We start from the raw sequence: 23,256 nt of genomic DNA on the forward strand, positions 1-23,256 counted from the left end.
AGCAACAGCACGGGAAGCGGGACGAGCAGCGCTACCGGGTGGGTGGACCGGAGCGGAGCAGGGCCGCCAGCACCGCCAGGTCCACGCCGTCGAGGCTCTCCCGCAGGTGCACCCCGTCGACCACCTCGACCGGCACCTCGACCGGCACCGCCAGCACCACCGCCCCGGCGGCCAACGCGCTGGCCACCCCGGCCGGCGAGTCCTCGATCGCCACGCACCGGTCGATCGGCACGCCGAGCAGCCGCGCCGCCGTCAGATACGGCTCGGGGTGCGGCTTCGTCGCCTCCACCTCGTCGCCACAGACCACCACGTCGAAACTGTCCCGCCCGAGGGTGTCCAGGGCGATCTCCACCAGCCGCCGGCCACTGGAGGTGACCAGGGCGGTCGGCAGGCCCGCGTCGCGGACCGCGCGAAGCAGGTCGGACGCACCGGGACGCCACCGCAGGCCGGTGCGGAACAACTCCACGATCCGGTTGTCGATCCACGCCGCGCTGGCCCGCGGGTCACGCCACGGTTGCGCCAGGTCGGCGTGCAGGATCTCCATCGAGACGTCCATGCTGGTCCCCACGATGGCGAGCCGGGCCGCCTCGGAGAGCGTGCCACCGTACTCGACGGCCAGCTCGTAGAGCGCGACGTTCCAGAGTTTCTCACTGTCGACGAGGGTGCCGTCCATGTCGAAGAGCACGGCGGCGGGTGGCTGGCTGCTCAGCGTATCCTCCCGGGGGTGCGGCGGTCCCGGCGATCCTCGCAGCCCCGCCCGCCGCCGGTGGCACCGGTCCCCGGCGGGGAGACGTGGGTCAACCGCCGGTCACCCCAGACCGCAGGCGGAGAGGGTCTTCTCGTATCCGTTGAAGAACGCCTGGGTGCGCTGCTCGGCCGAGCCGTGCGACCCCTCGGCGAACCACGGCTGCCCCGGCTGGTCACCCACCGCGAGCAGCCCCTCCCGGAACTCCTCCAGGTCACCCTCCTCCAGCGTCAGCACCTTCGCCTCGATGACGCCGCCCAGGTACGCCCCGGCCATGCAGTCGGCCTGGAGTTCCTGCTCGATCGTGTACTGGTAGCGGACGCGCAACCGGGTCTGGATGCCGTGCGCGTACTCGTGGCCGAGCAGGTAGTACAGGAACGCGTCACCGATCTGCCGGAACGCCACCACCGCCCAGTTCACGTCGTAGGCGATGAAGTCCCCCGCCGAGCAGTACACCGCGTTGTTGCGCGGCAGCGCCTGCCCGCCGCAGGACACCTCACCCTCCCGCTGGTACGGGATGATCCGCCGAATCGGCCGGAACCGCTCCCCGGCGGCCCGGAACTGCGCCGACCAGTACGTCTCGGCCGAGCGGACCGCGTCGTCGATGTCCTTCTTGAACTCCTCGACGTTCGTCGGGGTGTCCGCCCGGGTGGTCCCGTCCTGCGAGGTCGTACCCGGCTCCGGTGGCCCGCCGTCCCCGCCGTCGGTCACCGGGCCGACCGCGCAGGCCCCCGCCACGACCGCCGCCACCAGCAGCCCACCGATCCGCCCTGTGGAAATACGCCGCACGGTGCCCTCCCCAGCATCGGTGCCACGCCGCCAGCTGTACCCCCCGCCCGCCTCGATGATGCACCCCACCGCCCGGAGGGCCCGGGTTGCGGCGTGGGGCCATCCTGACTGCTGATCGGAAAGGAGCACCCGGGCAGACCCCGTCTCCCCACCGCTGCTCGACCCAGGCGCAGAGGGGAATCCGGACCCGATCACGAACACCTCGGCCCCTCAGTGAAGACACCGGATCAGGCGCCCTCGCCGCAGTCCCCGACCGGGCTCTCCGTCGGCGCTGCCAGTCGCAACCGGTCGGCGTACGCAGGCACATCGGCCCCTGTCAGCGTCAGGCCACCGTCGCCGAGACGCCAGAACCGCCCGGTCTCCTCGAACTCCAGCACCACGGGGGTGTATCCCAGCCACTGCTCGCGCGCATCGGCGAAACGCTCGCCAACCGGAGGGGCGACCCGCATCGTCCGGACGACACAGGGCGGCACGTCCGCGATCCGGGCCTCGGCGACACGTCCGGATTCCAACGGCACCAGTAGACGCACCCGCCGAAGCGGCACAGGCGAACGATTCTGCACGTGTACGTCCACACCGGCCGGTTTGACACTGCTGAAGTCGGTGCCGATCGTCGCCCAGAGGGCCACCCGGGAGCTGTACACCCGCCGTTCGCGCTCCTGGTTGACCCGGTTGAGGGCGATCTGCTGCTCGACGAGGGTCTGCTGGCCGTCCCACGCCTTGGCGGTGTACACCAGGGCCGCCCCGGACCCGATCAGCGCCAGGAGGGAGAGGACCGCACCGGCCAGCGCGGCCAGGGTCTGCCGTCGCGTGTACTTCAGATCCTCCTGCTCGTACGGAGAGCAGTCACCGGGACCGTCGTCACGCTTCGGGACGTACAACCCGGACGACGTACGCTGCCACTCACGTCTCACCAGGTCGGGCATGACCGGACGAACTCGGTAGCCGTGACGTTCTCGTACACGAACCCGCCGGACGCATCGACCTGCGGCAGCCGCCGCCGGACGAGTCCGTACCGCTGCGCCTTGAGGCGCTGCACGTCGCCCTCGCTCAACCGGGACCGCAGGTCAGGACGCGGGCAGAGCGCGGTGGTGACCCGGAAGGGACCGTTCCGACGCCGCACGAGCTGGCTTCGGCTCTCCCCGCCGACCGAGTAGTCGATCGCGATGTCGAACTCGTACGCGAACCTGACCCCGCTCATGTCCATCTGAACGGTCGCCTGGTCCGTCGGCTCGACCTGGATCACGTCGTTGGTGAAGTACGGCTCCGTGCTGATCTCCCCGCTCGCGCTCCTGCTGTGGGCGACCGGTGCCGCGGCGTCCAGCGAGTAGACCAGGTCCACCAACCCACCGCCCTCGTTGCCCTCCAGGAACAGCAGGCCCTCGGGTGGACACACGATCCGCTTGTTGACGACCCGGATGTCGTGGATCGTGAGCCGGCTGGACCGACGGTTGTACAACGACAGCTCGATGACGGCCCCGTCGTGGGAGAACGCGCCCCCCTCGTCGAAGGCCCGAGCGAAGGAATCCGACGTGTCGGACGCCTTGGCGTCGCCGGTGAACTCCGGAAAGGACTTCACGGAGGCCGCCGGCAACGCGATGTCCCACCCCGGACCGCCGCCCTGCTGACGGAGGATCCTCACCTTGAGGTCGCTTCCGCCACCCTTCGCCGGATTCGACAACACACCGGCTTCGCAACGCTCGGGCGGACTCCCCGAAGCCGCCGGGGACCCGCCGGCCACGGAAGCCGACGAAGACGGGCTGCGCGACGGGGACGGCGTACCGGCACCACACGCCGCAGTCAGGACAGCGGACAGCGTGACGGCCAACGTCGCGCGTCCGAGGGGAAGAACCCGCATCGACCACATCCTAGTGCGCGTCCGACCCGACCCATCCGGCCTGTCGCAGTCCGGACACGCGGCCGAGGCCGTCACGCCGGCACCTTCCGCCCCTGTTGCCTGCCGGACCTACTTGGCGTTGAAGTAGTTCGCCTCCGGGTGATGCACCACGATCGCGTCGGTCGCCTGCTCCGGCTCCAACTGGAACTCCTCCGACAACCGCACCCCGATCCGTTCCGCCCCGAGCAGTTCCACGATCTTCGCCCGGTCCTCCAGGTCCGGGCAGGCCGGGTAGCCGAACGCGTACCGGCAACCCCGGTAGTCGCTGCGCAGCAGCCCGGCCAGGTCCGCCGGGTCGTCGTCGGCGACGGTACGCCCCGACGGCAGCGTCAGCTCGGACCGCACCCGCCGGTGCCAGTACTCGGCGAGGGCCTCGGTGAGCTGCACGGAGAGCCCGTGCACCTCCAGGTAGTCGCGGTACTCGTTGCGGGCGAACATCTTCGCCGTGTACTCGCTGATCGGCTGGCCGACGGTGACCAACTGCAACGCCACCACGTCCAACTGGTCGCCGCGCGGCTTGAAGAAGTCGGCCAGGCAGAGCCGCCGCTCCTGCCGCTGCCGGGGGAACGAGAACCGGGCCCGCTCGCGGTGACCGCTCTCGTCCAGCACCACCAGGTCGTTGCCCTCGGCGTAGGCCGGGAAGTACCCGTACACCACCGCCGCCTCGAGGACCTTGTCGGCCGTCAGCCGGTCCAGCCAGTACCGCAGCCGGGGCCGCCCCTCGGTCTCCACCAGCTCCTCGTACGACGGCCCGTCGCCGCCCCGGGAACCACGCAGCCCCCACTGGCCGAGGAACGTCGCCCGCTCGTCGAGCAGCGCCGCGTACTCGGCCAGCGGCAGGCCCTTGACCACCCGGGTGCCGAAGAACGGCGGGGCGGGCACCTCCACGTCGGTCGCCACATCCGAGCGGACCGAGGCGTCGTCCAGCTCCGGCAGCGACTCGGTGACCATCGCCCGCTGCCGCTCGCGGCGCGCCCGCCGGGCCGCCAGCGCCGCCTCCCGCTCCGGATCCACCACCGGCGCGCCACCGCGCTTGGCCGTCATCACCCGGTCCATCAGGGCCAGCCCCTCGAACGCGTCCCGCGCGTAGTGCACCTCGCCCGGGAAGAGCGCCCGCAGGTCGTCCTCGACGTACGCACGGGTCAGCGCCGCGCCGCCCAGCAGCACCGGCCACCGCTCGGCCACGCCGCGGGCGGCCATCTCGGCGAGATTCTCCTTCATGATGACGGTGCTCTTGACCAGCAGGCCGGACATGCCGATCGCGTCCGCCCGGTGCTGCTCGGCGGCCTCCAGGATCGCGTTGACCGGCTGCTTGATGCCGATGTTCACGACCTCGTAGCCGTTGTTCGACAGGATGATGTCGACCAGGTTCTTGCCGATGTCGTGCACGTCGCCCTTGACCGTGGCCAGCACGATCCGGCCCTTGCCGCCGTCGTCGGCCTTCTCCATGTGCGGTTCGAGGTACGCCACCGCGGTCTTCATCACCTCGGCGGACTGGAGCACGAACGGCAACTGCATCTGGCCGGAGCCGAACAGCTCACCGACCACCTTCATGCCGTCCAGCAGGATGTCGTTGATGATCAGCAGTGGCGCCGTGCCGGCGGCCATCGCCGCCTCGAGGTCGGCCTCCAGGCCGTTGCGCTCGCCGTCGATGATCCGGCGCTTGAGCCGCTCCTCCAGCGGCAGCGCGGCCAACTCCTCCGCCCGGGTCGCCCGCGCGGAAGCGGCGTCCACGCCCTCGAAGAGGTCGATGAACCGCTGGAGCGGGTCGTACCCCTCACGACGGCGGTCGTAGACCATGTCGAGGGCGACCTCGCGCTGCTCCGCCGGGATCTTCGTCATCGGCAGGATCTTGCTCGCGTGCACGATCGCGCTGGTCAGCCCGGCCTGCACGCACTCGTGCAGGAAGACCGAGTTGAGCACCTGCCGGGCCGCCGGGTTGAGCCCGAAGGAGACGTTCGAGACGCCCAGGGTGAAGTTGATCCCCGGGTACCGCCGGGCGATCTCCCGGATCGCCTCGATGGTCTCGACCGCGTCGCGGCGGGTCTCCTCCTGACCGGTGGAGATCGGGAAGGTCAGCGTGTCGACCATGATGTCCGGCAGCCGCATGCCCCAACGGCCGGTCAGGTCGTCGATGATGCGGGACGCGATGCGGACCTTGTCCGCCGCGGTGCGGGCCTGCCCCTCCTCGTCGATGCACATCACCACCACCGCGGCGCCGTGCTCCCGGATCACCGGCATCACCCGCCCGAAGCGGGACTCCGGCCCGTCGCCGTCCTCGTAGTTCACCGAGTTGACCACGCACCGCCCGCCGAGCATCTCCAGCCCGGCCTCGATCACCTGCGGCTCCGTCGAGTCCAGCATGATCGGCAGGGTGGAGGCGGTGGCGAACCGTCCGGCCAGCTCCCGCATGTCCTGCGTACCGTCCCGCCCGACGTAGTCCACACACAGGTCGAGCAGGTGCGAGCCGTCCCGCGCCTGCCCCCGGGCGACCTCCACACAGGACTGCCAGTCGCCGGCGAGCATCGCCTCCCGGAACGCCTTGGAACCGTTGGCGTTGGTCCGCTCCCCCACCATCAGCACCGAGGCGTCCTGGGCGAAGGGCACGTTGTGGTAGATCGAGGAGACCCCCGGCTCCTGGACCGGCTGCCGGGATGCCGGACGGACGCCGTGCAGGCGCTCGGAGACCACCCGGATGTGCTCCGGCGTGGTGCCGCAGCAGCCGCCGACGAGCGAGACGCCGTACTCGGTGACGAACCGCTCCAGCGCCTCGGCCAGCTCCTCCGGGGTGAGCGGGTAGACCGCCCCGTCGGCGGTCAGCTGGGGCAGGCCCGCGTTCGGCATCACCGACAGCGGCACCCGGGCGTGCTGGGAGAGGTAGCGCAGGTGCTCGCTCATCTCCGCCGGACCGGTGGCGCAGTTCAGCCCGATCAGGTCGATGCCCAGCGGCTCCAGGGCGGTCAGCGCCGCGCCGATCTCACTGCCCAGCAGCATCGTGCCGGTGGTCTCGACGGTGACGTGGCAGATCAGGGGCACGGTCGTCCCGCTCTCGGCCATCGCCCGACGGGAGCCGACCACGGCCGCCTTGACCTGCAACAGGTCCTGGGAGGTCTCCACGAGCAACGCGTCCGCGCCCCCGGCGATCAGGCCGGCGGCGTTCTGCTGGTACGCGTCGCGCAGGGTCGCGTACGCCGCGTGGCCGAGCGTCGGCAGCTTCGTGCCGGGCCCGATGGAGCCGATCACGAACCGGGGACGCTCCGGGGTGCTCCACGCGTCGGCCGCCTCCCGGGCGATCCGCGCGCCGGCCTCGGAGAGCTCCCAGATGCGGTGCTGGATGTCGTACTCGCCGAGGTTCGCGAGGTTCGCGCCGAAGGTGTTGGTCTCGACGCAGTCGCTCCCGGCGGCGAGGTAGGCCTCGTGGACCGACCGCACCACGTCGGGCCGGGTGACGTTGAGGATCTCGTTGCAGCCCTCGTAGCCCTCGAAGTCGTCGAGGGTCAGGTCGGCCGCCTGGAGCATCGTCCCCATCGCGCCGTCGGCGACGAGGATCCGGTCTGACAGCTCATTCAGCAACGAGGTCCGCACCCGTTCAGGTTAGTGCGGAGTCTCGCGTCGTGGTGGAGCGGTACTCGTCGCTCCCACATTGTGCCGCCAGACCGCCCGCACGGTCCGGCCCACCGACCGCATCCGGTACGCCAGGACGACCGGCCCGGGCCACCGACCGGCGCGGCCGACGGGCCGCATGCCGCGCCGGGACGTAGGCTGGCGACGTGAGGGACAACAGGGACGCCACCGCGCGGGGCCACCGCACCACCATCCGTGGTGCCGGCGTCGGCCGGAACGAGCAGGGTGAGGTGACGGCGTGACCGAGTTCGACGGGCTGCCGGTGCTGCGCTCTCCGGTGGCCATCGCCGCCTTCGAGGGCTGGAACGACGCCGCGGACGCCTCCACCGCCGCGGTGGAGCACCTGGAGCAGGTCTGGCAGGCCCGCCAGGTCACCGAGATCGACCCGGAGGACTTCTACGACTTCCAGGTCAGCCGGCCGACGGTCACCATGGCCGACGGGGCGACCCGACGGGTCGAGTGGCCCACCACCCGGTTCATGGTGGCCAGCCCGGAGGGGACCGAACGGGACGTGGTGCTGATCCGGGGCATCGAGCCGAGCATGCGGTGGCGCACCTTCTGCGAGCAGGTGCTGGAGCTGTGCCACAGCCTGGAGGTCGAGCGGGTGGTGCTGCTCGGCGCGCTGCTGGCCGACGTTCCGTACACCCGGCCCCTGCCGATCAGCGGCAGCGCCTCGGACGCCGAGGCCGCCCAGCGCTACCAGCTCACCCCCACCCGATACGACGGCCCGACCGGCATCGTCGGGGTGCTCCACGACGCCTGTACACGGGCCGAGGTGGACGCGGTCTCGTTCTGGGTGCACGTTCCGCACTACGCCAACAACCCGCCCTGCCCGAAGGCCACCCTCGCCCTGCTGCACCGGGTGGAGGAGGTGCTCGACCTGCCGGTGCCCATGGCCGACCTGGCCGAGGAGGTCGCCGAGTGGGAGCAGCGGGTGCGCAGCGCCGCCGAGCAGGACGCCGAACTCGGTGAGTACGTCCGGGAGCTGGAGGAGCGGGTCGGCGACGCCGGTATCACCCCGCTGACCGGGGACGAGATCGCCCAGGAGTTCGAGAAGTACCTGCGTCGCCGGGGTGGTTCCGCCGGTCCCACCGCCGGATCCTGGTAGGTCACCGCTTCACCCGACCACTCGGGCCCGGGACGTCAACCTCGACGTCCCGGGCCCGTCGTCGTCCACCGGGAGAGGCATCGGGGAGAGCGTGCCGGGGTGGCGGAGGGCATACCCCGTAGGGCATCCTAGGAACCTAGCTGTCAATCGGTGGGAGGAAGGCCGTGCAGATCAATCCGGGAGCCGCCGAGTTCCCGCACCGCCAGATCGCCGACCAACTGAAGGCCCGGGTCCGGCGCGGCGACTGGGCACCGGGCGAGCGACTGCCGTCGATCCCGGCCATCGCCGAGATGGTCGGGGTGGCGAAGCAGACCGTCCAGCGCGCCGTCGACCAGCTGCGGGTCGAGGGGGTCCTGATCACCAAACCCGGCTCGGGTACGTACGTCCGGGGCACCCGGCGACGGCTCAACCGGCTCTCCCGGGGCCGGTACGGCGGCTTCCGCGGCTATCACACCGACCTCGCCGCCCGGTACCGGCAGCAGCTCGTCGGAGTGGGACGCGCCCCCGCCCCGCCCGAGGTCGCCGACGCCTTCGGCGTGCCGGACGGCACCGAACTGCTCGTCCGGCGGCACCTGGTGCGCACCGAGGAGTCCCCGGTCGAGGTCGGTGCGTCCTGGTTCCTGCCGGCCGACACCGCCGGCACCTCCCTGGAGCGGGCCGAGGCGTTCGGCCGCCCGCTCTACCAGGAGGCGGAGGAGGCCATCGGCCGGCGGTACGTCACCGCCGCCGACACGATCAGCGCCCGCCAGCCCAGCCGGGAGGAGGCGGAGACCCTCCAGATCCGGCCGGACACGCCGGTGCTGCACCTGCTGCACGTGGCCTACGACGGCGCGCGCAAGCCGATCGAGGTGGCGCAAGCCACCTGGCCGGGGCCGATGACCACGCTGACCGAGGAGTACCGGGTCCCCGGTCCGACGCCGGAACCCGACCCGGACCCGGGCCTCGTGCTCGGCTGACCGCCGCCCGACCACCGCACGCGGCTGCGGTGACCCTCCTGGTCAGTGGCTCAGAGGCGGATACCGAGCAGGGCGTCCACCGTCGTGGCGACCAGTGCCGGGGCGTCCGGGTCGTCCGCAGCGCCGGCCAGCGTCTCCTCGGCCCACCGGTCGACCAGCGCCAACGCGCCCGGGGTGTCCAATTCGTCGGCGAGGTGCCGGCGTACCCCGGCCAGCAGCGCCGCGCCGGACGGCCCGGCGGGGGCGGCGGCGGCGCGCCGCCAGCGGGCCAGGCGCTCCCCGGCTGCGTCCAGTAGGGCGTCGGTCCAGGAGCGGTCGCTGCGGTAGTGCCCGGTCATCAGGGCCAGCCGCACCGCCATCGGGTCGACCCGGTCGGCCCGGAGCCGGGACACGAAGACCAGGTTGCCCCGGGACTTGGACATCTTCTCGCCGTTCAGGCCGATCATGCCGGCGTGCACGTAGTGGGTGGCGAACGGGGCCTGCCCGGTGAGGCGCTCAGCGTGCGCCGCCGAGCACTCGTGGTGCGGGAAGACCAGGTCGTTGCCGCCGCCCTGGACGTCGATCCGGTCACCGAGCAGGTTCAGGGCGATCACCGCGCACTCGATGTGCCAGCCGGGACGCCCCGGTCCCAGGTCGCCGCCCGGCCACGAGGGCTCGCCGGGGCGCTCGCCGCGCCACAGCAGCGGGTCGAGGGGGTCGCGCTTGCCGGGGCGCTGCGGATCGCCGCCGCGCTCCGGGAAGATCTCCAGCATCTCCTCCCGGGAGAGGTTGGACTCGTAGCCGAACCGGGGCGTCGCGGCGATGTCGAAGTAGACGTCCCCGGTGCCGTCGTCGAGCCGGTACGCCGCGCCGTCCTTGAGCAGCACCAGCACCCGGTCGGCGATGTCCGGGATCGACTCGACCGCGCCGACGTAGTGCGCCGGCGGGATGATCCGCAACGCCTCCATGTCCTCGCGGAACAGGGCGGTCTCCCGCATGGCCAGGACCTTCCAGTCCTCGCCGTCGCGCTCGGCCCGCTCCAGCAGCGGATCGTCGATGTCGGTGACGTTCTGCACGTACCGGACCTCGCGGCCGGAGTCCCGCCACATCCGCTGGACGAGGTCGAAGGTGATCATGGTCGCGGCGTGTCCGAGGTGGGTGGCGTCGTACGGTGTGATGCCGCAGACGTACATGGTCGCCGTACCCTCCGGATCACTCCGGTGTGCACCGCGACGCGCCGAGTCGAACAACGTCAGCGGCTCGCCCCTGCCCGGCAGCCGCGGCACCTCGTGCCCCACCCATGACTCCATGCCCGCCAGCCTAACGAGCGTTACGACGGCGGGGACGCCCCGCGTTGGTGATCAACCCGACAGGCTCCCGACGGGGTCGGGCCAGCGCGCGGGCGGCGTACCCGCGTCCGGGTAGGTTCCGCAGCTCAGATGGGGGGCCAGGGCACCGCGGGCCAGTCCTGCGACGGCAGGGGGAAACGGCCGGACTCCCGCAACGCGTGGATCCGGGCGGCGAGCCGGCGGATCTCGGTCAGCGTCAGGTGGGCGGCCAGCTCCTCGCCGAGCGTGCCGTCGACCTGGCCGGCGAGCGCGTCGAGCATCCGCACCGCGTCCTCCGGCAGCGGCCGGCCCGACCAGCCCCAGAGCACCGTGCGCAGCTTCTCGTCGACGTGGAAGGTGACCCCGTGGTCCACCCCGTGGATCCGGTCGTCCGGGCCGACCAGCACGTGCCCGCCCTTGCGGTCGGCGTTGTTGAGCACCGCGTCCAGCACCGCCAGCCGGGCCAGGCGCGGATCGTCGGCGTGCGCCAGCGCGTACGGCGTGCCGTCGTCGTCCCGGGCGGCGGCGATCGGGAACCAGCGCGGCGGCACCGTGTCCGCCGGCACGAACCCGACAAGTGGTTCGGCGTCGGACGGCTCGTCGATCCAGAGCTGGCACGAGCCGGGGCCGAACGGCCCGTCCCGCAGCACCGTCGGCGGGACCAGGTCCCAGCCGGTGGCCCGGGAGACCAGGTACGCGGCGACCTCCCGGTCGGCGAGCGTGCCGTCCGGGAAGTCCCAGAGCGGGCGCTCGCCGCGGATCGGCTTGTAGACGCAGCGAACGGTCACCCCGTCCAGGGTGAGCGTGCCGCGGAGGGTGGTGTTGGAGGCGTCCACGAGCCGCCCCTCCAGGACGAACTCACCCTCGCGGAGGAGCCGCAGTGCGGCGCTCTCCTCCTCGGAGTGCCGGGTGTCCGACAAGGTCACCGGTGGTAGCCGTTGTGCCGGGGGCAGAGGTGACCGGCGGGGTCGAGCGGCTGGCCGCAGAGCGGGCAGGGCTGCCGCCCGGCGTTGACCACCCGCCGGGCGCGTTCGATGAACCGGCGGGTCTCCTGCGGGGTCAGCCGCACGCGGAGCCGGTCCAGGTCCTCGTCCGGTTCGACCACGTCGTCGTCATCGTCGTCGTCGTCGTCCTCACCCAGTTCGACCTCGACCTCCGTCTCGCCCGCGGCGATCGCCTCGATCACCACGGTCGACGTGTCGACGTCGAACGCCAGGCCCAGGGTGCCGACCCGGAACTCCTCGTCCACCGGCGTGTCCAACGGGTCGTTGTCAGCCGCACCGGCGGCCGGCAGCTCGGGCAGCTCGACGCCGAAGCGCCGCTGCGCCTCGGTGAGGAGTTCCTCCAGCTTCTCGGCCAGCAGGGAAACCTGGACCTTCTCCAGCGCGACACTGACCACCCGGCCAGCGCCGCGCGCCTGGAGGAAGAACGTCCGCTCCCCCGGCGGCCCCACGGTCCCAGCGACGAACCGCTCCGGCGGTTCGAAGGCGTGTACCTGGTGGGTCATACCCACGACCCTATCCGGCCGTGGGAACGGGCGTGCACCCCACCGACCCAGAACGGTCGTCCGGGCGGACGGCTCGGCGTGCCGGTCGCCACCCGGCCGGAGACGGTCACCGGCCGGCTCCCGCGCCCCCGCCCACCGCGGCGTCCGAATCCGCCGCCCGGGAGGTACGGCGTCGCCGTTTGCGGGGCGCGGGGACGAGCCCGGCCAGGTCGCCGCCAGTGTCGTTGAGCCGCAGCAGGAACGGTCGGGTCGGGGTGTACCGGATCGCGGTCACCGACGCGGGGTCGGCGACGATCCGCTGGAACAGGTCCAGGTGCACGCCGAGCGCGTCCGCCACCACGGCCTTGATCACATCGCCGTGGCTGCACGCCAACCAGACCGCCTCCGGGCCGTGCTCGGCGGTGAGCCGGGCGTCCCAGGAGCGCACCGCCGCGACCGCGCGGGCCGCCATCGCGGCCATCGCCTCTCCCCCGGGGAACACCGCCGCGCTCGGGTGCTGCTGCACCACCGGCCAGAGGGGGTCCTTGGCCAGCTTCTTGAGCGGCTGTCCCTCCCACTCGCCGTATCCGCACTCGATCAATCCGTCCTCGACCGCCGGGGACGCCTCGGGCAGGGCCAGTTCCAGGGTCTGCCGGCAACGGACCAGAGGGCTGGTCACCACGGCGGCCAGCGGCAGGACACGCAGCCGCTCGCCGACGGCGCGGGCCTGCGCCCGTCCCGTCTCGTCCAGTTCGACCGGTTGCCGACCGGCCAGCCCGCCGTCGGCGTTCGCCGTCGTCCGGCCGTGTCGTAGAAGCAGAAGGGTCGCCACGCGACCACCCTATGGCCTGTGCCGGCGCGTTCCGCTCCTCTGCTCGTCCACACTCCCCCACCGGCCCCGTTCCCCGCCAACGTCGACGTGAGCGGCTGGCTCATTCGAGTACATCGACCCGGCGGATGGCCGGCCGGTGGGAAGCGGCGGCCAAGCTTTCTGAAACGTGCCGTCCCGGCATTCGGCGCCGGGGGAGCAGCATAAGGTGCCGGTTTGCATATGTTGCGCGGGTCCGGCCATCATTGCGGATCGGTCCCACCGCACGTGCTGTGGCAGAATCGCCAAGCACGGTGCAACGAGATTGTGACGCCGTTCAGCGAGGGAGATCTGTGGCGAAGCTGGTCGGCAAACACAAGATCGGTGGACGCACACGGACGGCGGGAGAAATGACAGCGGGATCCGCGCCGATTCACCTGCGAGAATCCCTTCCCGGCTATGCGGCGGCGGCGATCGGCCTTGCGGGTGTCATGTACCGGGCTATTCTGATGGCGCTGGATGTTCCGCCGGCGAACAGCGATGAGGGCACTGCCGGCCTGGCCGCCCTGCACATCGGAGAAGGTCGGCACTGGCCGACGTTCTTCTACGGCCAAGACTACATGGGCACTTTTTATTCCTACCTCGCAGCTCCCTTGGCGCAGCTTCTGGGTTCGAGCTGGTGGGTACTTCGCCTGCCGGCACTCGCGATGTACGCGGTCTTCCTCCTACTCGTCTTCCGGCTGACGCATACGCTCTACACACGCTGGTTCGCCGTCGTCGTCATCGCGGTCCTAGCGTTCGGGTCCGACCGGGTGGTGAAAGACCAGATCATCGGAGCTGGCGGCTATTCCGACGTAGCCACCGCTACCGCGGGACTCATGCTGGCGTCCGCGCTTCTGGTTCTCCGGCCGGAGAAGCGACAGATTACCTTCGCGGTGTGGGGCTGGTTGGCCGGCTACGTCGTCTGGACCCACTGGCTCGCCCTGCCGTACGTCGCCGCCGCCGGACTGCTCGTGGCATGGACGAGCCGAGCAGGGCTGACCATGCGGCAGGCCTTCCTGGCGGTTGTCGGGTTCCTCCTCGGCGCAGCCCCGTTGATATGGTTCACCCACCGCTCCGATCACCCCGACTCCTTCTCGGTGCTGCTGTCTCTCAGTGGCGCGACCGAGCCGGCTGCGTGGTCGGACAGGTTGCACGGTGCGGTTCTCCTCGGCCTGCCGCTCAGTTCCGGGATGTGCGCGCCGAGTCGTTGCGAAACCTGGCAGATGTGGTGGGGGCCGGCTTACCTGATTCTGATGGTCGTGGCGGCGACCGTCGCGGTCGCGGCGATTCGTCGGGACGACCCGGATGAACGTCGTCTGCAGGCCGGTCGGCTCGCTCTCGTCGCCGGTGCGGCGATGACCCTGGCCGCGTACATCGCGAGCTCCTCGTCGGCGACGACCCCGATCGAGAGCGCCCGCTACCTGCACTACGGGATGGTGTCGCTGCCGGCCGTTCTCTGGCCGCTGTGGATCGGGACGAGGTCCCTGTTCGGCAGGGAGGCACGCCAACGACGTGCGACCCACCCGCGCTGGCGTGGCGTCGTCGTGGCCGTCGGCTGCACCGCACTCGCCATCGCCGTGTTCACCGGCCTGCTGGTCGCCACCGGGCAGTTGATCGCCCACCGGCCCCACTACGCCGCCAAGGCTGACGACGAACAGGAAATTCTGGACCGTCTGCGGGCGGCTGGCATCGCCCACGTCTACTCCGAGTACTGGACGTGCAACCGGCTTGCCTACCGCAGCGGGGAGCGGATCCGTTGCGCGGTCCTCGACGAGGACCTGACGCCCGGGTTCGACCGGTACCGGCCGTACCGCGACCAGGTCCGGCAGTCGGAGCAGGTGGCCTACGTTCTACCCGACTCGAGTGCCATGGCGGACAACTTCGCCCGGTCAGCCCCGGCGGGCGTCGACGTCGTTTCCCTGCACGACGTCGCGGGTTACCAGGTATACCTCTGCCGTCAGAAGCCGACGCGGAACTGATCCACCGCCCGATGGCGCGGGTCATCGACACGGAGCGCGGCCAGCCGCGCCGAGGCGGTCGATCAACGGCGACCAAGACCAGCGGAAGAACGGCCCAGCGAGGAGGCAGGGGCACACCGCGCGGTGGCGCAGATCCCGTCGCGATCTGTCCACCGGTCTGTCTCGGTGCGCACCCGCTCCATCCCAGGGCCGGGCGTCGACTCTCGCCCCATGAAGGCGGGTGTCACGTCACGGGCGCGGTCCAGCGAAGACCAGCACCCGCGACGCCCCTGCGTCTACCCACCGGCCATCGACTCCCACCGCGAAGGCCGGCACCCGGACAGGGTGCCGGCCCGTCACGCGTCGCCGAACCTCAAGTGGCGGAGATGGTGCCGGTCATCAGCAGCGCCAGCACCAGGGTGCCGAGGGCCACCCGGTAGAGGACGAACACGTACAGGGTGTGGTGCGCGACGTAGCGGAGCAGCCAGGCGATCGCCGCGTACCCGATGGCGAACGCGATCACGGTCGCCACCACCATCTGGGCCACGCTGGGGACCGAGGTCCCGGGTGCGGCCGGTTCGAAGACGTCACCCAGGCTGAACACGCCGGACATCACCACGGCCGGGATGGCCAGCAGGAACGAGTAGCGGGCCGCCGCCTCCCGGGTCAGGTTGAGCATCAGGCCGGCGGTGAGCGTACCGCCGGACCGGGAGACCCCCGGGATCAGCGCCATCGCCTGGGCGAAGCCCATCACCACGCCGTCGGACATCCGGAAGTTCGCCAGGGTGCGGGTCTGCCGGCCCCAGTACTCGGCGAAGGCGAGCACGAACGCGAAGACGATGAGCGTGGTGGCCACCAGCCAGAGATTGCGGGCGGCGGTCTGGATCTGGTCCTTGAACAGGAAACCGAAGGTGCCGATCGGGATCGAGCCGACGATCACGTACCAGCCCATCCGGTAGTCGAGGCTGGAGCGGACCGACCTGTCGCGGATGCCGACCAGCCAGACCCGGGTGATCCGCCAGATGTCCTTGGCGAAGTAGATCAGTACGGCCGCCTCGGTGCCGAGCTGGGTCACCGCCGTGAACGACGCCCCGGCGTCCCGCTCGAAGAAGATCGCCGACGTGATCCGCAGGTGGCCGGACGAGCTGACCGGGAGGAACTCGGTGAGACCCTGGACGATGCCGAGAACGATCGCCTCGATCCAGCTCACTCGCCCACTCCCGCGAGTTCCAGCGCCTCCGCGCAGGTGCGCAGGGTCTGCACGCCGCTTTCCCGGTCGGCCACGAAGAGGGTCAGCGACAGGGTGGTGACGCCGGCGGCGGCGTACTCGCGCATCCGCTCGGCGATGCGCTCCTTTCCGCCGAGCAGCGAGGTGCGGTCGATGAACTCCGTCGGCACCGCGGCGGCGGCGTCCCGCTGCCGCTTGGCGAGGTAGAGGTCCTGCACCTCGCGGGCCGCGTCACCGTAGCCCATCCGGGTGGCGAGCTGGTTGTAGAAGTTCTGCTGGCGGCTGCCCATGCCGCCGACGTAGAGCGCGGCGTAGAAGCGGACCAGCTCGGCACAGGCGGCGACGTCGTCACCGACCACCACCGGCACCGACGGTACGACGTCGAAGCCGGCCAGCTCCTTGCCGGCCTTCGCCCGGCCGGCGCGGACCGCCGCGAGCTGTTCCTCGGCGTACTCCGGCGCGTAGAAGACGGCCAGCCAGCCGTCGGCGATCTCCCCGGCCAGTTCCAGGTTCTTCGGACCCACGGCGGCGAGGTAGATCGGGATGTGCTCGCGCGGCGGGCGGAAGCCGAGCCGGAGCGCCTTGCCGGGGCCGTCGGGCAGCGGGAGTGTGTAGTGCTCGCCCGCGTAGGCGACCTCCTTCCGGCCGATGGCGAGCTTGACGATGTCGACGTACTCGCGGGTCCGGGCGAGGGGCTTGGCGAACCGGACGCCGTGCCACCCCTCGGAGACCTGCGGGCCGGAGACCCCCAGGCCGAGCCGGAACCGGCCACCGGAGAGCGCGTCGATGGTGGCCGCGGTCATCGCGGTCGCCGCCGGGGTCCGCCCCGGGATCTGCATCACCGCGCTGCCCACGTCGATCCGTTCGGTCTGCCCGGCGATCCACGCCAGCATGCTCGGCGAGTCGGAGCCGTAGGCCTCCGCCGTCCACACCACCGAATAGCCGAGCCGGTCCGCCTCCTGGGCCAGAGCCAGGTGGTCTGCCGGCGTGCTCCACGCCGTCTGGTATCCGAGGCTGAGCCCGAGTCGCATGGTCCTCCCCCATCCCGCACCACGAGTCGCACCAGGTTACGCAATGCCGGCAACGGGACCGACCACCGCCTCGTCCCGTGGGAGCGCGGCCGGACGTACCCGGCACGCATGGCCGGGACGGTCGGAGAGTTGACGGAGACGAGGATGTCGGTGCGCGCCGGTTCGAAATAAGGTTCATGCATGCAACAGCGACCGCTCGGCCGAAGCGGGCTGGCGGTTTCCCGGCTCGCGCTCGGCACTATGACCTGGGGTCGGGACACCGACGCCGACGATGCGGCCGCCCAACTGAAGGGCTACCTCGACGCGGGCGGCAATCTGGTCGACACCGCCGACGTCTACGGCGACGGGGACGCCGAGTCGGTGATCGGCTCGCTGCTGGGCACCCTCGTGCCCCGCGACGACCTGCTCATCGCGACCAAGGCCGGTCTGCGGCCGGGCACCCGCCGCCGGGACGGATCCCGGGGGCACCTGCTACGGACGTTGGACGCCTCGCTGCGCCGGCTCGGCACCGACCACGTCGACCTGTGGCAGGTGCACGGATACGACCCGGACACCCCACTGGAGGAGACGCTGTCGGCGCTCGACCACGCGGTCACCAGCGGGCGGGTCCGGTACGTGGGGGTGTCGAACTTCTCCGGCTGGCAGACCGCCCGGGCCGCCGCGTGGCAGGCGGCCTACCCCGGCCGCGCGCCGGTGGTCGCCGCGCAGGTCGAGTACTCGCTGCTGGAGCGGGGGGTCGAGCGGGAGGTGCTGCCGGCCTGCGCCGCCATGGGGCTCGGGGTGCTGCCCTGGTCGCCACTGGGCCGGGGGGTGCTCACCGGCAAGTACCGGCACGGCCGTCCGGCCGACTCGCGCGCCACCTCGTCGCATTTCGCTCCGTTCGTCGCCCCCTACCTGGAGCCTCGCTGCTCCAGCATCGTGGAGGCGGTGGCCACCGCCGCCGGCGGGCTCGGCGTGTCACCGCTGGAGGTGGCGCTGGCCTGGGTCCGGGACCGGCCCGGCGTGGTCGCGCCGATCCTCGGCGCGCGGACCGTCGGCCAGCTGCTCGGCGCGTTGCAGGTCGATCGGATCACCCTGCCGGAGGAGATCACCACGGCGCTCGACGACGTCTCGGCGGTCGAGGTCGGCTACCCGGAACGCGCCGGCTGACCGGCCCGGCCCGACCGGGTGGCGCCACGTCGCCGGGCTGGGCAGCATAGGCGGCATGGACTACGAGTACGCGCCGCTGCGGCTACCGCCGAACGTCGACCGGGTGACCGCCGCGGTGCAGCTGGCGATCCAGGCCGAGTACGCCGGCTGGGAGCTGGCCCGGGTACGGCTGTACCGGGACGGCACCCGCCAGGTGGTACTGCGTCGCCGTCGGGTCAACCAGCCACAGCCGGGCCTGTCCTACTGACGGCGCCGCCGACGGCGGACCCGTCCCGCACCGACGCCACGGGCCCGGGCCGTTCGGCTCGGCCCGTGGCGTCCGACGGGGCACTCAGTGCGTGTGCCCCAGTTCGTCCTCGTCCAGGTCGAGGAAGGGGTGTTCGTCGAGCCGGCCGACCAGGCGGTCGTCGGCAGCCGGCTGGAAGGGGCCGACCGGATCGTCGTCGTCGAACGATTCCAGGTCGACCGGGGTGCCCACCTCGCTGACCATCACTACCCCGTCGAGCGGCTCCAGCTCGGGAACGTCCAGCGCGCTGAGCGAGCCGTCGCCGCTCTGCAGCAGTTCCAGCACCGCCTCGCCGACGCCCTCGACCGGGGCCGGCTCGTCGTCGGCCGGGGTGCCCTCCCGACGGGCCACCTCCGCGGCGCGGATCAGCGCCGACACGCTCGGAACCCGGTAGTCGCGGCGCTGGCGTACGGAGATCACCTGCGGGTGCGGGTCGGTGGGCTCGGCGCCCTCGCCGTCCGGGCCGAAGTGCGCGTCGGCCTCGTTCGGGTCGATCGACTCCACGTCCCACGGAGTGACCTCGCCGAAGGCGTCGAGGAGCTGCTCGTCGTAGGCGAAGGAGGCGTTGTTCAACTCGACGTACGCCTGCCAGACGTCGTCGTCGTCGACCCGGCCCTGGGCGGCGCGGACCGCGGCCAGGTGCCGGCGGGCCGCGTCGATCACCCGCTCGAGGGCAGCGTCCAGCTCAACGTGCTGGTCGGTCATGTGAGGAAGTCCCTTTCGCGATGGGGGGAAGAAGCCGTACCGGTGGCGCGTCGCGGCGCGGTGCCGGTCAGCAGGTGCGGAGGAACCGGTCGAGAACCCGCACGCCGAACTGTAGTCCGTCCACCGGAACCCGCTCGTCGATGCCGTGGAAGAGCGCGGAGAAATTCAGGTCGGGCGGGAGCCGGAGCGGGGCGAACCCGAAGCAGCGGATGCCGAGCTGGGCGAACGCCTTGGCGTCGGTGCCGCCGGAGAGCATGTACGGCACCGGCCGGGCCCCCGGGTCCTCGGCGCGCAGCGCGGCGGACATCGCCTCCACCAGCGCCCCGTCGAAGGTGGTCTCCAGGGCGGGCTGGCGCTGGATGTACTCGATGTCGATGCCCGGGCCGACCAGCTCGCGCAGCTGCTGTTCCAGCATCTCGGACTGGCCGGGCAGGCTGCGGCAGTCGATGGTGGCGGTGGCCCGGCCGGGGATGACGTTGTCCTTGTAGCCGGCGGCCAGTCGGGTCGGGTTGGCGGTGCTACGGACGGTGGCGCCGATGATGTTGGCGATCGGGCCCAGCCGGGCGATCGCGGTCTCCGGGTCGTCCGGGTCGAGCTCGACGCCGAGCACCTCGGAGACCGCCTCCAGGAACGCCCGGACCGTCGGGGTGACGGTCAGCGGGAAACGGTGTCGACCGATCCGGGCGACCGCCTCGGCGAGCGCGGTGACCGCGTTGTCGTCGTGCACGAACGAGCCGTGCCCGGGACGCCCCTTGGCGTGCAGCCGCAGCCAGTCGATGCCCTTCTCGGCGGTCTCGATGAGGTAGAGCCGGGTGGCGTCGTCCACGGTGTAGGAGAAGCCACCCACCTCGCCGACCGCCTCGGTGCAGCCGTCGAAGAGGTCCCGGTGGCGCTCGGCCAGGAAGTGCGCGCCGTAGTCGCTGCCCGCCTCCTCGTCGGCGGTGTAGCACAGCACGATGTCCCGGGGCGGCCGGACGCCGGTGCGCTGCCAGTGGCGGACCACGGCCAGCACCATCGCGTCGAAGTCCTTCATGTCGATCGCGCCGCGCCCCCACAGGTACCCGTCGCGGATCTCGCCGGAGAAGGGGTGCACCGACCACTCGTCGGCGTCGGCGGGGACGACGTCGAGGTGGCCGTGCACCAGCAGGGCGCCCCGGCCCGGGTCGGCGCCGGGGATCCGGGCGACCAGGTTGGCCCGGCCGGGGGCCGACTCCAGCAGGGTGGCGTCGACGCCGACCTCGGCCAGCTTCTCCGCGACGTACTCGGCCGCCTGCCGCTCGCCGGCGCTGGTGGCATTGTCGCCGGTGTTGGTGGTGTCGATCCGCAGCAGGTCACGGCAGAGTGCCACGACCTCGTCGGTGGGCTCGGGCACGGCGGGTACGGGGTCGGTCATGGCGTTCTTCTTACCAGCCGCACCGCGCCCGCCACGAGACCCGTACGCGCCAGTGGGCCGGCCGTGAGCGGCGCAGGGCCGTCCACCCGGTCCCGTTGTCGGAGGCGGGCCGGTTTCGGACGGCTGCCGGTCGGGTACCGCCGCTGGCGTCCCGTACCGTCCGGCGTCGACGCCGCTCGCCGCCGGTCGGGTCCGCTCCGTGCGAGGAGGCACCTATGAGCGTCCCGCTGCCGCCGTTGCCGCCCGCCGAGGGCGACGAGGGGTACCGTCCCGGCGGCCGGAGCGTGGTCGACGTCGTCAACGAGGAACACCGGCGGATCACCGCGCTGGTCGAGGAGCTGGCCGACCCGGCCACGGACGCCGACCGGCGACGCGCGGTGGCCGACGTGTTCACCGCCGAGGTGTCCCGGCACCTCTCCGGCGAGGAGCAGTACCTCTACCCGGCGCTGCGCGGCGCGCTGCCCGACGGCGCGGAACTGGCCGACCGCGACGTCGAGACCGACACGGCCCTGCGGCGGGCCGTCCGGGCGGCCGACCCGGAACACGCCGCCGACGTACGCCGCCGCTGGCGGCAGCACGTGGCGGCGGTGGAGCCGGCCCTGGCCCGGCTGCGCGGGGTGGCCACCGAGGAGGAGCTGATCCGGCTCGGCAACCGGTTCGCCATCGCCGAGGAGGCGGCCCCGACCCGTCCGCATCCCGGGACGCCGACCGCTCCACCGTGGAACCGGATCGTCGAGCCGGCGGTCGGGGTGGTCGACAAGATCCGCGACGCGGTCACCGGCCGCCCGACGTATCCGGCCGACCTCGACCGGGATTGACCAGGCCCACTGTCCAGGTTCCGCCATCCATCGGAACTCTTCGAAACACGAAAGGTCTTCCGGAAGTCCCGACTCGGTCATACCGTCACGTCATGAACCTGGAGTTGCGACATCTCAGGGTGGTCTGCGCGATCGCGGAGACCGGCAGCGTGACCAAGGCGGCCTCGACCCTCGGACTGGCACAACCGGCGCTCACCGCGCAGCTCCAGCGCATCGAGCGGGCGCTCGGCGGTGCGTTGTTCGACCGCGACCGGCGCGGCGCCCGGCCGACCGCGCTGGGCGAGCTGGTGCTGGCCCGGGCCCGGGTGCTGCTGCCGGCGATGAAGGGCCTCCAGGACGAGGCGGCCCGGCTAACCAGTGCCGGGGACGCGTTGAGCCGGTACCGGTTCGGCGGGGTGAACAGTCCGATCCTGGGCCGGCTGGTGCACCGCATCGCCGCCGAGCAGCCCGCCGCGCCGATCAGCACGTACGCCTCGTGGTCGGTCGACGAACTGTCCCAGTTGGTCTTCAACGGCAGGCTGGACTACGTGCTGACCGGGGTGTGCGGCGACGCCGCGCCGTCGGCGGAGTTCGGGCTGAGCTGGCGGGAGGTGGCCGTCGACCCGGTCTTCGTGCTGCTGCCCGAGTCCCACCCGCTCGCCGACGGCGACGAGGTCCCGCTGGCGAAGCTGCGGCGCGAGCAGTGGGTGGCCGCGCCCGGCGACGGCTGCTTCGGCGACTGCTTCGCCGCCGCGTGCGCACGCGCCGGCTTCACCCCTCGCAAGGTGTACGAGACGGACGTGCGCGTCTGCATGGACCTGGTCGAGGCGGGTGTGGCGGTGGCGCTGTGCCAGGCCACCTTCCGGCCGGTGCCCGGCCTGGTGACCCGCCGGCTGGCCGGCAACCCGCTGCGCTGGCGGCTGCTGCTGGGCTGGCACCCGGAGTCCCCGGCGGCCCGGTTCGCCAAGGGGGTGCTGGCGACGGCGACGGCCGCGTACACCGACGCCCTCGCGCCGCACCCGGCGTACCTGGAGTGGCTGCTGGACAACCCCGAGTTCGGGGCGCGGCAGCGTACTCCGGTGTAGGCCGGGGGCGGGCGGCGGAAGCCGGGCCGCCGGGTGCGAAGTCGCGGCGAACGGGTACAGGGTGGACATGACCGACACTGACCGTCCCGGCGACGACCGGGAGACCGCCCGCCGGGCCGCCGCCGCGCACACCGCCGCCGCCCGTGACGTGGAGTCGTTCCTGCGCACCCTGCCGGCCACCCCCGGTCCGGAGCACGTCGCCGAGTACGCCACCCTGCTCAGTCGGGAGGAGCGCGCCCGCGCCGACCGGCAGGCCGCGGTGGACGCGCTCGGCCTGGCCGTGGCCAGCATCGAACCGGAGTGACCCCGGGTCGACCGGGGGCGGTGGTCAGCGCTCCGCGAGCGGGTCGTGTCCCAGGTCGAGCAGGGCGTGCCGCCACCCGTCGTCGGCGTTGCCGCCGGCCGGCCGGTCCGAGGTCAGGGCGTCGATCCGGGCCACGGCGTCCCGCATGACCCGGATGTCCTCCCCGGTGAGGTCCACCTTGCGCTTGCGGAGCACGGCGAGGATGTGCCGGCCCGGCTCGGGCAGGTCCAGGTCGGGGTTCGGGCCGAACGCCTCCTCCCCCGAGCCGCGGGTGAGCAGCCACTGCCGCAACTGCTCCGAGGGCATGTTCACCCGCGCGTGGAAGTCGTCCCAGAGCACTTCCACGTCCGCGTCGACTCGCGTCTCGCGTGCCATCACGCCTCCTCTGCAGGGCCGGGATCGGCCGGTCGCACGTTCTCCGGCAGGGCCGCGGGCCCCTCCGGCGGCACCTGGACCCGGGTCGGGTTCGCCGTCGGTGGGGCCTCGATGCGTTCGGTGGGCTCCACGTCGTCCTGGCTCTCCTCGGGCTCGCTCACCGGCGGCCTCCGCTCGTCGGGA

General features: G+C 72.1%; 23 protein-coding genes. 8 read left to right on the forward strand and 15 right to left on the reverse strand.

Annotated features, from left to right (window positions below):
• Positions 1 to 31: 31 nt before the first annotated feature.
• From GA0074694_RS25100 to metH, 5 genes are all read right to left on the reverse strand, one after another.
• A complete protein-coding gene (locus GA0074694_RS25100) occupies positions 32 to 685 on the reverse strand; it encodes an HAD family hydrolase (RefSeq protein ID WP_091462491.1) in 654 nt (217 codons plus the stop codon).
• Between the two features lie 123 nt (positions 686 to 808).
• Positions 809 to 1,591: a neutral zinc metallopeptidase gene (locus GA0074694_RS25105; RefSeq protein WP_091463953.1), complete on the reverse strand. Its 783-nt coding sequence runs from the start codon at positions 1,589 to 1,591 to the stop codon at positions 809 to 811.
• Between the two features lie 170 nt (positions 1,592 to 1,761).
• Entirely contained in the window at positions 1,762 to 2,448 is a 687-nt protein-coding gene (locus tag GA0074694_RS25110; protein WP_141714273.1) for a hypothetical protein, read from the reverse strand.
• Positions 2,445 to 3,176, reverse strand: a complete 732-nt coding sequence (locus GA0074694_RS25115; RefSeq protein WP_141714274.1) for a hypothetical protein — start codon at positions 3,174 to 3,176, stop codon at positions 2,445 to 2,447. The genes GA0074694_RS25110 and GA0074694_RS25115 overlap by 4 nt, the downstream gene beginning before the upstream one ends.
• 324 nt (positions 3,177 to 3,500) lie before the next feature.
• On the reverse strand, positions 3,501 to 7,004 hold the full coding sequence (gene metH / locus GA0074694_RS25120; protein ID WP_091463956.1) for a methionine synthase: 3,504 nt from the start codon (positions 7,002 to 7,004) through the stop codon (positions 3,501 to 3,503).
• Between the two features lie 289 nt (positions 7,005 to 7,293).
• On the opposite strand from metH, the gene GA0074694_RS25125 reads away from it, so the two are divergent.
• Positions 7,294 to 8,163, forward strand: coding sequence for a PAC2 family protein (locus tag GA0074694_RS25125; RefSeq protein WP_091462494.1), 870 nt, complete (start codon positions 7,294 to 7,296; stop codon positions 8,161 to 8,163).
• 164 nt (positions 8,164 to 8,327) lie between these two features.
• Positions 8,328 to 9,119 (forward strand): GntR family transcriptional regulator, encoded by a 792-nt coding sequence (locus tag GA0074694_RS25130; protein WP_091462495.1) that lies wholly within the window; start codon positions 8,328 to 8,330, stop codon positions 9,117 to 9,119.
• A 50-nt stretch (positions 9,120 to 9,169) separates the two neighbouring features.
• On the opposite strand, the gene mshC is transcribed toward GA0074694_RS25130, so the two are convergent.
• The 4 genes from mshC to GA0074694_RS25150 all read right to left on the reverse strand — a co-directional run bounded on the left by mshC (position 9,170) and on the right by GA0074694_RS25150 (position 12,744).
• On the reverse strand, positions 9,170 to 10,408 hold the full coding sequence (gene mshC / locus GA0074694_RS25135; RefSeq protein WP_091462496.1) for a cysteine--1-D-myo-inosityl 2-amino-2-deoxy-alpha-D-glucopyranoside ligase: 1,239 nt from the start codon (positions 10,406 to 10,408) through the stop codon (positions 9,170 to 9,172).
• Positions 10,409 to 10,533: 125 nt separating this feature from the next.
• Entirely contained in the window at positions 10,534 to 11,352 is an 819-nt protein-coding gene (locus GA0074694_RS25140) for an SCO1664 family protein (RefSeq protein WP_091462497.1), read from the reverse strand.
• A complete protein-coding gene (locus tag GA0074694_RS25145) occupies positions 11,349 to 11,933 on the reverse strand; it encodes a DUF3090 domain-containing protein (RefSeq protein ID WP_091462498.1) in 585 nt (194 codons plus the stop codon). The genes GA0074694_RS25140 and GA0074694_RS25145 overlap by 4 nt, the downstream gene beginning before the upstream one ends.
• Positions 11,934 to 12,039: 106 nt before the next feature.
• Positions 12,040 to 12,744, reverse strand: coding sequence for a histidine phosphatase family protein (locus tag GA0074694_RS25150; protein ID WP_091462499.1), 705 nt, complete (start codon positions 12,742 to 12,744; stop codon positions 12,040 to 12,042).
• Between the two features lie 329 nt (positions 12,745 to 13,073).
• Between GA0074694_RS25150 and GA0074694_RS25155 the strand changes: the two genes are divergently transcribed.
• Complete coding sequence (locus tag GA0074694_RS25155) at positions 13,074 to 14,741, forward strand: ArnT family glycosyltransferase (protein ID WP_141714275.1); 1,668 nt, start codon at positions 13,074 to 13,076, stop codon at positions 14,739 to 14,741.
• A 352-nt stretch (positions 14,742 to 15,093) separates the two neighbouring features.
• Here the strand turns inward: GA0074694_RS25155 and GA0074694_RS25160 are convergent, their stop codons facing one another.
• Positions 15,094 to 15,930: an undecaprenyl-diphosphate phosphatase gene (locus tag GA0074694_RS25160; protein WP_091462501.1), complete on the reverse strand. Its 837-nt coding sequence runs from the start codon at positions 15,928 to 15,930 to the stop codon at positions 15,094 to 15,096.
• A complete protein-coding gene (locus GA0074694_RS25165; protein ID WP_091462502.1) occupies positions 15,927 to 16,979 on the reverse strand; it encodes an LLM class F420-dependent oxidoreductase in 1,053 nt (350 codons plus the stop codon). The genes GA0074694_RS25160 and GA0074694_RS25165 overlap by 4 nt, the downstream gene beginning before the upstream one ends.
• Before the next feature lie 180 nt (positions 16,980 to 17,159).
• On the opposite strand from GA0074694_RS25165, the gene GA0074694_RS25170 reads away from it, so the two are divergent.
• Both GA0074694_RS25170 and GA0074694_RS25175 read left to right on the forward strand, forming a co-directional pair.
• On the forward strand, positions 17,160 to 18,128 hold the full coding sequence (locus GA0074694_RS25170) for an aldo/keto reductase (RefSeq protein ID WP_091462503.1): 969 nt from the start codon (positions 17,160 to 17,162) through the stop codon (positions 18,126 to 18,128).
• Positions 18,129 to 18,183: 55 nt separating this feature from the next.
• Positions 18,184 to 18,375, forward strand: coding sequence for a DUF5703 family protein (locus GA0074694_RS25175; protein WP_088984700.1), 192 nt, complete (start codon positions 18,184 to 18,186; stop codon positions 18,373 to 18,375).
• 84 nt (positions 18,376 to 18,459) lie between these two features.
• Here the strand turns inward: GA0074694_RS25175 and GA0074694_RS25180 are convergent, their stop codons facing one another.
• Complete coding sequence (locus GA0074694_RS25180; protein WP_091462504.1) at positions 18,460 to 19,119, reverse strand: hypothetical protein; 660 nt, start codon at positions 19,117 to 19,119, stop codon at positions 18,460 to 18,462.
• Positions 19,120 to 19,186: 67 nt separating this feature from the next.
• A complete protein-coding gene (locus GA0074694_RS25185; RefSeq protein ID WP_091462505.1) occupies positions 19,187 to 20,512 on the reverse strand; it encodes a M20/M25/M40 family metallo-hydrolase in 1,326 nt (441 codons plus the stop codon).
• 215 nt (positions 20,513 to 20,727) lie between these two features.
• On the opposite strand from GA0074694_RS25185, the gene GA0074694_RS25190 reads away from it, so the two are divergent.
• From GA0074694_RS25190 to GA0074694_RS25200, 3 genes are all read left to right on the forward strand, one after another.
• The gene (locus GA0074694_RS25190; RefSeq protein WP_091462506.1) at positions 20,728 to 21,330 is read left to right on the forward strand and encodes a hemerythrin domain-containing protein; all 603 of its coding nucleotides are present in this window, start codon (positions 20,728 to 20,730) and stop codon (positions 21,328 to 21,330) included.
• 92 nt (positions 21,331 to 21,422) lie between these two features.
• Positions 21,423 to 22,394 (forward strand): LysR family transcriptional regulator, encoded by a 972-nt coding sequence (locus GA0074694_RS25195; protein ID WP_091462507.1) that lies wholly within the window; start codon positions 21,423 to 21,425, stop codon positions 22,392 to 22,394.
• Positions 22,395 to 22,461: 67 nt separating this feature from the next.
• Positions 22,462 to 22,698, forward strand: a complete 237-nt coding sequence (locus GA0074694_RS25200; RefSeq protein ID WP_091462508.1) for a hypothetical protein — start codon at positions 22,462 to 22,464, stop codon at positions 22,696 to 22,698.
• 24 nt (positions 22,699 to 22,722) lie between these two features.
• Here the strand turns inward: GA0074694_RS25200 and GA0074694_RS25205 are convergent, their stop codons facing one another.
• Together GA0074694_RS25205 and GA0074694_RS31970 are read right to left on the reverse strand one after the other, a co-directional pair.
• On the reverse strand, positions 22,723 to 23,073 hold the full coding sequence (locus GA0074694_RS25205) for a DUF3140 domain-containing protein (RefSeq protein ID WP_091462509.1): 351 nt from the start codon (positions 23,071 to 23,073) through the stop codon (positions 22,723 to 22,725).
• Positions 23,073 to 23,234 (reverse strand): hypothetical protein, encoded by a 162-nt coding sequence (locus tag GA0074694_RS31970; protein ID WP_176738115.1) that lies wholly within the window; start codon positions 23,232 to 23,234, stop codon positions 23,073 to 23,075. The genes GA0074694_RS25205 and GA0074694_RS31970 overlap by 1 nt, the downstream gene beginning before the upstream one ends.
• Between the last annotated feature and the right edge of the window lie 22 nt (positions 23,235 to 23,256).

The sequence above is a fragment of the Micromonospora inyonensis genome (assembly GCF_900091415.1).
Classification (GTDB): Bacteria; Actinomycetota; Actinomycetes; order Mycobacteriales; family Micromonosporaceae; genus Micromonospora; species Micromonospora inyonensis.